This window comes from Vibrio sp. MOR3, assembly GCF_001557775.1.
In the GTDB taxonomy this organism is placed as follows: domain Bacteria; phylum Pseudomonadota; class Gammaproteobacteria; order Enterobacterales; family Vibrionaceae; genus Vibrio; species Vibrio jasicida.
Genome location: NZ_LNRD01000002.1, coordinates 490,119 through 502,730, shown reverse-complemented (window position 1 = coordinate 502,730; position 12,612 = coordinate 490,119). Strand labels below are relative to the sequence as shown.

General features: G+C 44.6%; 10 protein-coding genes. 8 read left to right on the top strand and 2 right to left on the bottom strand.

The window, feature by feature from the left end:
• Positions 1-185 precede the first annotated feature (185 nt).
• The 4 genes from kdgR to ATB76_RS06825 all read left to right on the top strand — a co-directional run bounded on the left by kdgR (position 186) and on the right by ATB76_RS06825 (position 4,123).
• Positions 186-971: a DNA-binding transcriptional regulator KdgR gene (gene kdgR, locus ATB76_RS06840; protein WP_061034929.1), complete on the top strand. Its 786-nt coding sequence runs from the start codon at positions 186-188 to the stop codon at positions 969-971.
• Positions 972-1,228: 257 nt separating this feature from the next.
• Positions 1,229-1,726 (top strand): type II secretion system protein, encoded by a 498-nt coding sequence (locus tag ATB76_RS06835; protein WP_061034928.1) that lies wholly within the window; start codon positions 1,229-1,231, stop codon positions 1,724-1,726.
• A gap of 625 nt (positions 1,727-2,351) precedes the next feature.
• The gene (gene trpS, locus ATB76_RS06830) at positions 2,352-3,374 is read left to right on the top strand and encodes a tryptophan--tRNA ligase (RefSeq protein WP_061034927.1); all 1,023 of its coding nucleotides are present in this window, start codon (positions 2,352-2,354) and stop codon (positions 3,372-3,374) included.
• 194 nt (positions 3,375-3,568) lie between these two features.
• Entirely contained in the window at positions 3,569-4,123 is a 555-nt protein-coding gene (locus ATB76_RS06825; RefSeq protein WP_061034987.1) for a hypothetical protein, read from the top strand.
• Positions 4,124-4,371: 248 nt separating this feature from the next.
• On the opposite strand, the gene ATB76_RS06820 is transcribed toward ATB76_RS06825, so the two are convergent.
• Positions 4,372-5,331: a flagellar protein FliT gene (locus tag ATB76_RS06820; protein WP_061034926.1), complete on the bottom strand. Its 960-nt coding sequence runs from the start codon at positions 5,329-5,331 to the stop codon at positions 4,372-4,374.
• The gene (locus tag ATB76_RS06815) at positions 5,328-6,656 is read right to left on the bottom strand and encodes a sphingomyelin phosphodiesterase (protein WP_061034925.1); all 1,329 of its coding nucleotides are present in this window, start codon (positions 6,654-6,656) and stop codon (positions 5,328-5,330) included. The genes ATB76_RS06820 and ATB76_RS06815 overlap by 4 nt, the downstream gene beginning before the upstream one ends.
• Before the next feature lie 340 nt (positions 6,657-6,996).
• Between ATB76_RS06815 and ATB76_RS06810 the strand changes: the two genes are divergently transcribed.
• From ATB76_RS06810 to ATB76_RS06795, 4 genes are all read left to right on the top strand, one after another.
• Positions 6,997-7,860 carry a YDG/SRA domain-containing protein gene (locus tag ATB76_RS06810; RefSeq protein WP_061034924.1) on the top strand — a complete coding sequence of 288 codons (864 nt, stop codon included), beginning with the start codon at positions 6,997-6,999 and terminating at the stop codon, positions 7,858-7,860.
• A gap of 36 nt (positions 7,861-7,896) precedes the next feature.
• Positions 7,897-9,540, top strand: a complete 1,644-nt coding sequence (locus ATB76_RS06805) for a TIGR04141 family sporadically distributed protein (protein WP_061034923.1) — start codon at positions 7,897-7,899, stop codon at positions 9,538-9,540.
• Between the two features lie 36 nt (positions 9,541-9,576).
• Complete coding sequence (locus ATB76_RS06800) at positions 9,577-9,915, top strand: aldehyde-activating protein (protein ID WP_061034922.1); 339 nt, start codon at positions 9,577-9,579, stop codon at positions 9,913-9,915.
• 247 nt (positions 9,916-10,162) lie between these two features.
• On the top strand, positions 10,163-12,601 hold the full coding sequence (locus ATB76_RS06795; protein ID WP_061034921.1) for a M9 family metallopeptidase: 2,439 nt from the start codon (positions 10,163-10,165) through the stop codon (positions 12,599-12,601).
• Positions 12,602-12,612: the final 11 nt, after the last annotated feature.

The following is a 12,612-nucleotide window of genomic DNA, read 5'->3' as shown; positions in this document are numbered from 1 at the left end:
GTCACTTTATAGAAATGAAATTATGCGATCAACTAAAATGAAAAGGTGTTTTAAAAATTTTATGATGTGAGTCACCTTTAAGCGAAGATTTATCATACAAATGAGATTTTTTATTGAAAAAGCTTTTCATTTTTTTTGAACACTAAAGGTATACTGGCTGAAACATTGATGTGGAAAGCGAGAATATGGCAGAAAAGAACACACAACCAGAATCCGTCTCTTCCGTTCTAAAGGTCTTTAGTATCTTAGAAGCGTTAGGCGAGCAGAAAGAAATTGGCGTGTCGGATTTGTCTCAACGATTGATGATGTCGAAGGCGACGACTTACCGTTTTCTTCAAACAATGAAGACGTTAGGCTATGTATCCCAAGAGGACGAAGCCGATAAGTACAGCTTAACCATTCGCTTGTTTGAATTGGGAGCGAAGTCGCTAGAGTATGTCGACCTTATTGAATTAGCAGACATCGAGATGACCAAAATCGCGGATGCAACAGGTGAAGCATTACACCTTGGTGCATTAGATGAAGACGCGATCATCTACATCCATAAATTGGATGCTAAATACTCATTGCGAATGCACTCACGTGTCGGACGCCGCAATCCACTCTATAGTACCGCGATTGGTAAAGTACTTTTAGCGGAACGCGAAGAAGCATTTGTCAGAGAATCATTGAAAGATATTGAGTTTATTTGTCATACAAAAAATACTCATAAAGACGTTGAATCTTTGCTTAAAGAGCTTGAGTTAGTTCGTAAGCAGCATTACGCGGAAGATAACGAAGAACAAGAACCAGGCTTATATTGTGTCGCGGTTCCTGTCTATGACCGCTTTGGGCATGTGGTTGCGGGTGTGTCGATGTCTTTCCCAACGGTGCGCTTTGAAGAGTCTCGCCGTGAAGAGTACGTATCCATGCTGCACAATGCTGGCCGCGTGATCTCCGAGAAAATGGGTTTCCACGAATATCCGGTATGATCGTTCATATTGTTGAGCTCAAGAACTCAACGAAAATGCTGAATTGAAACGGAGGCGCTAATGCCTCCGTTTTTGTGTTTCCCCCGACCTTATTTATTGCATCCTGCTAGGGGAACCTCAAAGTGTCGCTAATCTCTCGTCACTTTGTCAGATTGTTCTCGAACCCGACGTAAGATTTCCCAATCCAATGTTGACCAATAGTAATCTCATTTCACCGCTCTAACATGTGCCCTAAGTAACAAATACAGGGCTTTTAAATGAGAACAGCAAAGGGTTTCACCTTAATTGAATTAGTCGTGGTGATCGTGATTCTTGGGATTTTAGCCGTGACGGCCGCACCACGTTTTTTGAATATTCAGGGTGATGCGAGAGCAGCAGTGATCGAGGGCGTGAGAGGCGCTGTGGTGAACGCGAACCAAATTGCCAATGCCAAGTATCAGCTTGGTTATGGCGTATCGATTGGCTCCACGGCAACAGACAATACCTTTTTAGATTTGAACAAAAATGGCGCGCAGGACGATGGCGAACCTCTGATGGTTTGGGGGCATTTAGACAACGTTTCGGTTGAAGAAATGGTGAACCTCGATGGGGATTTGGTGGTGTCTGATCCAGAGGCGCCGGGCAAGAACAAACTCTACATTGGTTTTGCGCAAAGCGCCGATGCATTAGAGAACGGTCAATGCTATTTCCTTTACACCCAAGCATCGGGAGAAGGTACGGAACCAAGCTTTGAAACGGTGACATCCGGTTGCTAATTGCTTCGAGTCTTTGCCGTTTTGCACAATAAATCTGGCCGTTTTTAATAGACACGTCTCTGTAAACCTTGTCGGCTTTCATTGAACTTGTTCTAAGGTCATCACACTTCTTGGACTAAGTGGTTTAAGTTTTCGCTAAAAATCGTAACGCTGTCTGCAACAGAGTGAACCGAAGATTGTTTGGCGTATCGATTCACCGGAAAGGATTTATCACTGTTCAACTTAGTATCAGAGCGGAGCAATCAGCGTTGCTCTACGTGCTCTAAAGTCGAGAAGTAAAGGATGAGAAGCAAACAGAATAAAGCGGTATTGTGTGCGTTTGTATCGGGTAGCCTATTTGGTGCTGCACTGGTCATCGCCATGTATATCCAGATTTGATGCCGTGCTGGCAAAGCGTGCCAAAACTGAAAAATCAAATTGTACAAGGAGTAGGGTTGCTTTCAGCTCTGCTCCTTGTTAGTTTTAAACATATGAAAACGACATTCACACCTTCATCAAACTTCTTCTGGTGGCGCTCTAATTAGAGCGGCGCGGAATTTTTACATTCTTACGCTGCTGGACGGTAGCTAAGAGTGTCATGTCTTTTTATCTCCAGTAGCGATCTATTTTTATTCGGAGATAAGTTATGAACACCACACAAAACACTCAACAACGCGAAGTCATTCTCACTGGCGACCGAGCCACTGGCCCATTGCATTTAGGTCATTACGTCGGTTCACTACAACAGCGTGTTGCGCTACAAACTCAGCACGATCAAACCATTCTCGTTGCCGATATGCAGGGCTTAACCGATAACGCGCACAATCCTTCCAAGGTCTCTTCCAATATATTGAACGTCGTGGCGGATTATCTTGCCGTTGGCATCGATCCGATTCAAACCACCATCTGCTTGCAGTCTCAAGTTCCGGCACTTGCTGAGCTGACCATGTACTACAGTAACTTGGTTTCTATCGCACGTTTGGAGCGTAATCCGACGGTGAAAAACGAAATCCAAAGCAAAGGATTTGAGCGCTCGATTCCGGCTGGATTTTTGACTTATCCAATCTCTCAAGCGGCTGACATTACTGGCTTTCACGCGACACTTGTTCCCGTTGGTGATGACCAATTGCCAATGCTAGAGCAAACCAATGAAATCGTGAGAAAGATAAACCATCTTGGCGGGAAAACCATTTTGAAAGAGTGTCGTCCACTACTCAGTGACGCGCCGCGATTGCCAAGCACGGATGGCAAAAACAAAATGTCGAAAAGCATGGGCAACGCAATCAATCTTGGAGCGACAGAGAAAGAGATCAGCGCAGCGGTGAAATCCATGTACACCGATCCAAACCACTTGCGTATTGAAGACCCAGGCCAAGTGGAAGGTAACATCGTGTTCACTTACCTTGATGCGTTCCATACTGACAAAGCTTATGTGGAAGAGTTAAAAGCGCATTATCGCCGTGGTGGGCTGGGTGACGGAACAACCAAGAAAGTATTGGAAGAGTGTCTGCAAGAGATGCTTCGTCCAATTCGAGAAAAACGCGCCATGTTCTTAGATGATAAAGCACAACTGGTCGACATCCTAAAACAAGGTAGCCAACGTTCACGTGAGAAAACTGAGCAAGTGCTATTTGATGTGAAAGGTGTGTTTGGTTTGAACTTGTTCTGAAGTTACGATCGAAATCCGGTTTGGCTCAAGGAGTTCAATTTGAATTCAACGGATTGGCATTTCTGATATAGGCACGATCTATTGTAATGAGCCGTGCCTTTTTATGCTCTCAGTTTTTCTTTAAACTTATTGATAATAATTCTCATTACGTTATGTTTGTGGTCTCAAATACACTCATTGTTGCGGAGACCAACATGGAACACTCGGATATTACTCAACTGCTTATTCCAAAGAGTGATTGGGCATCGCCTGATCTTTTTCTTTATGAAGGGGAAGACAAACTTCGTCTGAGCTTAGATGGCGCAATTCAATACAGTGGATTGAACAGCATTGGTGGCGTGGTTCTGGGCTTTAGGATGATCCAATACGCGGTGCAACTGGCGGCGGGTGATCAGTCTTTGCAACGAGATGGCATCAGTATTTATACCGCGTTCCCTGGTCGTGGTGCTCAAGATGTCTTTGAATACACATGCCGCGCACTACGTGATAAACGCTATTGCTGCGATACCACATTGCACCACCCAGCAGCGCAAACCGGCCAACGTGGCCAGTTCCTATTTACGATTCGTTTGAATGAACAATCGATGGTGATGACGCCAGCGAACGGACTACCAAGAAAAAGCTACTTTGAAGCTGACCGACATTCGCAAGACAGCCGAGAAGCGGCATTGAAATGGCGTGATGAGAAGATCAACTTCGCTAACACGCTGCTTAGCTTACCTCCGGAAGAGTGCTTACGAGTGTTGTAACTCTTGAGTTCTTAACGGAACGAATTATAGAAGGTCGCTTTAAGTGAGCGACCTTCTTGTATCAAGCATTCGCGGGAACCAGATTCCTAGTCGCGCTTAGGCTTGCTGGAATGACACGGTTTAAGTTTTGAGTTAGTGGAGGACTTATTTGCTGTCGATGGCCACGAACTCAAATATCGTCATTGCCTAGAGCGAAGAATGAGCGAGTAGGGAATCTCTCACCTCCAATTGCTCAGACAAACGAGCCGTTAGCCAGCGAAGAACTTGCGACGAAAATCCGCCACCTCTTGTTGGTAATAACGCTGCCATTCCGAGTCCGACAAACCTGCATGGCTGGTGGCTCTTTGAGTTGCCAGTTTGGATTCAAGCTGTTGCAACTCACTCTGATAATCGCGCACTTGCTGCTTTTGCTCGGCGACTTGTTGTTCGCGAGCGCGTATCTCTTCACTCTCTTGCTCAGAAAGGTAAGTTTGTTGAAGCTCTTCAATCAAAGCCTCGCGCTCTGTTTGGCTGACGTTATCCGGAATTAACGCTACCGCACGCTCGTACTTTGCTTGCTCGCTGGCTAGTCCCAACGTTTCCTCATTGCCTTGCCACTCTTGAACTAAATCCCCAAAGGCTTGCACGTAGTCTTGAGCAGGAGTCGAATTCAACTGCTCTGCCTGCAAACTAAAATCGTAAAGGGCAAACTCATCAGCAAAAATCACTTCGGCCAACTCACCCCATATCTTTCTTGCTTCCGCTTTGAGAAGAGCAACACGAGAGGTGAGCGGTTGCTGCTCATCAAACAACAAATCACCCACACTTTGCTGCCACAAACTGTTTAGTTGATGGTAGTTCGCCAGTAAAGCAAACCGCTCACCCGACATATAGCTTTCCAGTTCGGCCAGCTTAGATTCGCAGTTATGGTCAGACATACACGTGTGCCAGAAGGTCTCTATCTCGGCTTTTAATGCACGACCTTTGGCGTCATTCAAACGTCCAACAATCGCTTTAATTGGAGAAGGGGTATCTTTGGCTTTCGGTACGACTTTTCTATCGGCGTTTTGGCTTTCTGGTGAAGAAGAATGATCTCTAGTATCTTGCTCAGCACGCCCTTCGAATACAGAAGAAAACGGCAACAAGCTTTCACTCTTATTGCCCGCTATTGAGAACCAAATCGTGCCCGCCACAACGGCGGACACAGTAATTAACGCAACACGTTTCATGGTTTGATCACAGCGCTAACAGGGAAGTGATCCGACAGATTGAAGTGTTTCCACAAACTCTCTGCGGTAGAGCGCGGAACGTCGACACGGTTATCGTTAAACGACTTCACGCCATACTCATTACTCACCATCACGTAGTCGAGGTACTCAACATTCTCACCACCAGATAAAGCCTCTCCGGCAAAATTGTTAATGCGAGGGTCGAAGGTGGAAGCCGTATAACCTGAGTACTGCGGCTCGATTGCACTTAAGTTCGCAATCATCTGTTGATAGTCATCAGGGAACTTCAACTTATTCACATTGAAGTCGCCACTGTAAACCACAGTTTCACTCGTTGGGATATTCAAAGACTGAGCCATCGAACGCATTTGTTTAAATTGGCGTTGGCGATAGTCTCGTGCCGTGTCCGTATCAAAAGAGGCGGTATGCGTGGCAAACACATGGTAAGCCTGACCACCTTTGACTATCTCCGCATAATTCACGCCCTTGTCGGCAAAACAGTCGGTGCCGGTGCAATCAGGGAACACATATTGCGCCTGATTCACGATAGGGTAGCGGCTCACGATGATCACACCGCCGTCGTAAATGTTGAAACCCTCTTTATCCAGCATTTTAGTCTGGTAAGGATATTCTTTTGCAAGTTCTCGTAAGAACGCATCACGACCATTGGCAAACACCTCTTGTAGTGCCAGTACGTCGTAACCTTTGACGTAATCAGGAATTAGCGCGTAACGATCGCCAATATGTGAAGCAATCGCAGGCAGAGCCCAGATGTTATAAGTCATCAGCTTCAGGTTTTGCTCATTATTATCCGTTGCTTCATCTACCTTGCTAGGGGTGATGGTGTAGTGCAAATCGTCGTACCGGGCTGTCTTGCTCGATTTGAATGCGAGCTCTGTATTGCGAATACCAAAAGATCCCGTATAAGAACGGTGGACGTTACGGTCATCTTTCAATGCTAAACCGACATCAGCAGCCGATAGGCCATATTCCATTGTCGAGTTATACCAATGGCCCTCCACCACTTGGTTGAGTGTGACACTCTCACCTTGTGGGTTAGACACCACGGTTTCAAAGCGATAGTTCTGGCCAGTTTTCACGCCTTCCCAGCGATTAAAGCTCAGTATCGATTTGGTTTCCCAAGGACCAAGTAATTGCACATGTTGCTGCCATTCTTCACCGTATTCCAGTAAATCGCTGCCTTCATGTTTTACCTGAATGGTTAACGGTTGGTCTGAGTTATTCGTAAGGTATACATCTGTGTCTGCCAAGCTCGGTAATGCGAGTAAGCCACTTAGCCCAACAATCCATTGTGTCAATTTCATCTGTCTGTCCATAAGTCGAATTAGAGTGATTATTCTTATTGATAATTATGACTAGCACGTTAAATATGGATGACAGAAAACCGCACGTCGGACTTTGATAATAAGTTGTGATCTTTGTTTTGTTTGAGATGCAAAATTGACCATGTTGTTTACCCGGTGCTGTTCGCTATGTATATGAAAATAAACGATTGTCACCATAAAAACTTCTTGTGAAAAATGAGAAGGTTTCACGCATATAAACCTGATTGACTGTGATACCGTTAGCGTATGTATCAGTTGGAAATTCGTCACTTTTCTCGACACGTTTTCCCACTGAGTAGTACACATACAAGGGTTTACTATGAGAGTTTTTGGACACATACCCGATACCGAAGTCGGTGACATGTTCGAAAATCGAGCCGCGTTAGCCAAATCTGGCATCCATCCACCAACGCAGGCTGGTATCAGTGGCGGCGCTAAAGAAGGCGCTGACTCAATCGTACTTTCCGGTGGTTATGAAGACGACGAAGATTTTGGCAACGTCATCATCTATACCGGAGCTGGTGGTCGTGACGAAAACAGCAATAAACAAATTGCCGATCAAAAATTAGAACGCACCAACCTCGCTCTGGCTAGAAACAAGCTGGAGGAGTTACCCGTCCGCGTTACTCGAAGTCATAAACACCAAAGCCATTATTCTCCAACCAAAGGTTACCAATATGCGGGTTTATACCGCGTTGAAGACTATTGGTGCGAGCGTGGATTGTCTGGCTTCAAAGTATGGCGCTATAAACTTGTCCAAATTGATTCGGAACCTGCGGCAGAGGTGCAAGACACAACCAAAGCACGTTATGAGGTAACGTCCCGCCAAGCCGTTACGGTCAACAAGATCGTCCGAGACTACAAAAAGGCAAAGCAGGTAAAAGACTGGCATCAATACCAATGCCAAGTATGCGGTTTGGCCATTGATACTGGAGCAGGGTACTACGCAGAAGCTGCACACATTCAACCGCTGGGTGAGCCGCATCGTGGACCTGATGTGGTCGAAAATATCCTGTGCTTATGTCCAAATCATCACGTGATGTTTGATAACGGAGTGTTCTCAATTGCGGAGAATTTCAGTTTGATTGGCCTAGACGGACACTTAACGCTGAACAAGAAACACAAGATAGAACAGAAGTTTCTTCAGTATCACCGTGAGCATTATTATTTAAATAAAAGTTAGGTTTAGCTTAGTTGGCATTAAGTTTGGAATGAAAATATGAAGAGAAATGTTGTTGCATTTTTAAGTAAAGAGAATCTAGCAATAGAAGAGATTCAGAACTCCAAAAAAAAATTCTCAACGCATTATAAATACGAGCATTTAAAGGATAGCTTTGTTCTCTGTTTATCTACACAGTCTTTTCAAGCTAACTGGGCTGGTTTATTTGCTGATTGCGATATAGAGAGCAAAAAATTTACACAGAAATCAGTAAAGGGAGCCTTCTTCGTCAAAGTTCGTAACAGGTATGTAATTTTTACTTTTGGATATGGAAAAAGTTTGATTGATACTGCTGCTATTGAGCGAGGGTTTGGGTTAAGAGTTTCAATGAATTTAGGTGATCCTGAACAACTTAAATCCATAGATAAATCAACATTAGATAGAGTCTCAAGAAACACAAGATCCCAAGTATCAACCAACTCTGGAATACAAGATTTTGATTTTGAGTTTGACCATGAGATATTGAAGTCAATAACGGCGATAGTAAATCGAAGTGATGATGAGTTAGAAATGGTCTCAGGAAATGATTCTGTTTCTCTATACACTGAGATTGAGGCTGAAAAGTTTCAGGAATTGGCAAACAGACTTGTTGATGCGTACTTTAGTGTCAACTACAAATTGAAGTACCCTTGGGCCGAATTTATTGGAATAGAAACAGACCCAAAGAATATAAATGCTCTGGAAGCGGAATTAACCTTTAAGTTTAACAACCAATTATTAGAGGGCTTTTGGCTAGCTCCGCCTAAGATAATTGCTTATGAAGACTTCTCAGGTTTTGTTTATTCTACAAAGTCAATTAGAAACGGCTCTCCTTGTAAACACCCTGAACTAAATCTGAAAACATTTTTGGCGGAAGCTCCTTTTAAAAACACAACATCGATAACAATAAGTTCTCTTAAGAAAAAGGAGATTTTAATATTTAATGGAAACGATCAACAAATTGATAGCGTAGGGCTATTTGAAGCGCTAAATGGTGAGATTGAGCTTAACAATACAAAGTACGTTCTAAATGATGGGCGTTGGTATCATGTGAAAGCGTCTTTTGCTGAGGAAGTTGAAACCTATTTTAAAAAGTTGCCAAGATGGAATGGTTTTGAAAAGAAACCTTATAAGGATAAGCGAGAGTGTTGCTATTTACGAAGAATAGCTGATGATGAAAATATTGCGGTTCTCGACCAACATTGGGTAAGACAAAAAGATATTAAACAAAACTATGAATTTTGTGACCTAGTTACGCAGTGTGACCGGATTGTGCACGTTAAGCACTATGGTGGGAGTAGTGTGTTGAGCCATCTTTTCGCGCAAGCGACCAATGGGTTAGATATGATGTTGAACTGTCCAGAAGTTTTACCTCAAGTCCAAGAGTATTTAGAGGATAGCTCTTTGAATTTTCAATTTGAGCCATCAAAACAGCGAGTACATAAAATTGTTCTAGCAATCATTCAATCAAGAGGAGGGGATTTGCATATGCCTTTCTTTTCCAAAGTTAACTTGCGTCATCACGCTCGCGAAATGCAAAACAAAGGTTTTACTGTGGAGTTGGCAAAAATACCTGTAGATTTATCTGACCAAGGAAACGCATCAGATAAATGTAAATGTCAATCTAAAACATCCAAGTTAACTAGAGAGTTAATTGATGCTTAGTAGATAGTAGTTCAAACAGCATTGGAGAGTTGAAATATGGAAATCACATGCCATTGCGCGAACATCGTTGTTCAAGCTGATGTACCGAAAGAGATAGCATCATGTAATTGCTCTATCTGCCGTCGGTATGCAGCTTATTGGGCTTACTACTCACCAGAGCAAGTATCAGTTCGTTACGTTAAAGAGCCTTCTGTCTTTTATATCTGGGGTGATAAAGAAGTCGAGTTTCACCGCTGCAATCTGTGTGGGTGTTTGACACACTATGTAACGACAGAGAAATGCGACGCTGATATCGTCGCCATCAATATGAGGATGGCAGAAGAGGAAGTCTTGAAAGATATCCCGCTGAGACGCATTGATGGTAAGCGCTACTAACCTAAAAGCCAGACACATGTCTGGCTTTTTTCTTTCTAATTAACAGACTTTATCTTTGATATTTCAATCAGTTGTGTAACGTTTTCGGAGAGAGGTAATCTGAAAATCTGGCAATTGGTTTATAAATTAGAGTATAAATTCTATTTCCTGAACTGGCTTCATAAATTTTATGCAACTCAGTTCTCCGTATTGATTGTAAGGACTATAACAGCGCCCTCAAATATATAACTAATCAATGAGTGTCGTTATGTCTCATACCAGTCTATTCCCACGTCATCGCTTGGCGCTAGCTTGCATGCTTGCCAGTGTTTCCAGTTTCTCATTCGCACAAGAGCAGTGCGATATTCCTGATCTTCAAAAAGCGTCTGATCTTGCCTTGGTCGTTTCTGAAGCGACTCATCATTGCTATGGTGCTTGGTTCTCCGCACCTGCTGATTCGCTGAACGATATCTACAGTGAAGCGAGCTTAAGCCGTATTCAAATCGCGTTAAACCAAGCCATTGCAAGTTACCGCGGTGAGGCGGAGCAAGCGCGCAAACTAGAGAACCTTGGTGAGTTTGTGCGTGCGGCTTATTACGTTCGCTATAACGCGCAACTGCCGGATTTCTCTGAGACATTAGGCCAACGTTTTGCTCAGTCGATTAATGCGTTCTTAGCAAATCCACACGCGCTAGACCAAGGACGCGAGCAAGTAGGAGCGATGAAAAGCCTGACGTTGATGGTCGACAATGTGAAGCAACTTCCTCTAACGATGGAAGCACAACTTGCGGCACTGCGCCACTTCAATCGCGAAACGGCACAAGATACACAGTGGGTCGATGGGTTGAACAACCTTTTCCGTGCAATGGCTGGCCATGCTTCGCGAGATGATTTCTACCAATACATGGCGAACCATACACAACACATCGATACGTTAGCAGCATTTGCTCGTGATAATGCTTGGGCATTGGAAACGGATGCGAGCTTCTTGGTTTACAACGCCGTTCGCGAAACCGGACGTTTATTAGCCAGCCCAAATCAAGCAACCAAAGAGAAAGCGCTGCGTGTGATGCAACAAGTGATGGAGCAAAACCCGCTTGGTAGTGAACACGATAAGCTTTGGCTAGCCGCAGTCGAGATGATGAGCTACTTCGCGTCAGAAGGTTTGAATGGTCTGGATTTAGATCAAGCGAAGCGTGATTTGGCGGCCCGCGTGCTACCGAATCGTCATGAGTGTGATGGTCCGGCCATCATTCGTTCTCAAGATTTAACCCAAGCCCAATCTATTGAAGCTTGTGAGGTTTTAGCCGCAAAAGAGGCCGACTTCCATCAAGTGGCAAACACAGGGCATCAACCTGTTGCGGACGACAACAACGAGCGAGTAGAAGTCGCCGTGTTTGCGAACAACGGCAGCTACGTGGATTACTCGTCTTTCTTGTTTAGTAACACGACGGATAACGGTGGTCAGTACCTTGAGGGTAATCCGGCACAAGCTGGCAATGTGGCGCGCTTTGTCGCTTACCGTTATGACAATGGTGAGGCGCTTTCTATTCTCAACCTAGAGCATGAATACACCCATTACCTAGATGCGCGATTCAACCAATATGGCTCATTCAGCGATAACTTGGCACATGGTTACATTGTTTGGTGGCTTGAGGGTTTTGCTGAGTACATGCATTACAAGCAAGGTTATGACGCAGCGATTGGGCTGATTGCTGACGGCAAGATGAGCCTATCGGACGTGTTGGCGACCACTTACTCTCACGATACCAACCGCGTTTATCGTTGGGGCTACTTAGCGGTTCGCTTTATGTTGGAAGAGCATCCGCAAGAGGTAGACAGCTTACTGGCGCTTTCCCGTTCTGGTCAGTTTGCTGAGTGGGCAAAGCAGGTTCAATTATTGGGTGAACAATACAATGGCGAGTTTGACCGTTGGTTGGATTCAGTCTCTAGTGAATCTCAGCAGCCTGATCCGAACCCAGACCCAAATCCGGGTGAGCCGACTGAGCCTTCTGATCAAGTAACGCAGCTTGTCTCAAACCAAAGTGTGGTGCTCAGTGGCGCAGCATACAGCGAGCAACTGTTCTATGTGGATGTGCCAGAGAACACAACTCACTTTGACGTGGCGATTCATGGCAATAGCCAAGGCGATGCCGATTTGTACATGAGCTTTGAGAAAGAAGCCCATTACTACGACTTTGAGTTCAGCCAATATGGCGATGGCAGCAATGAGTTAGTGACGTTTGAGCCGGAGCCATCGGGTTACATTAAGCCGGGTCGTTACTACATCAGCATTGCGGGCCGTTCGGACTTTAATGACGTGACGCTACAGTCGTCATTAGTGACTGAACCCCCAACACCGCCAGCACAAGAGCAAGATGACTTAACCCCAGTGGTATTGGAATCTGGCCAAGCACAAACCTTAACGGTGCACCAACAGCGTTATGCAGCGGTTTATGTACCGCAAGGAGTACAAGAGGTGCGAGTGTGGCTAACCGACAAAAACGGTAACGCAGACAATGGCAACGTTGATCTGTATGCGAGTAAAGCTTATTGGCCAACAGTAGGGCAACACGAATACGCATCAAACTACTGGGGTAGCAATGAATACCTGCAAATTCCAGTGACAGAAGAAGGCTATGTCCACTTCTCATTAAATGCTGATCAGCAAGGGGATGAGGTCGAGATGCTGGTGTATTTCTACTAATTCACAGCATC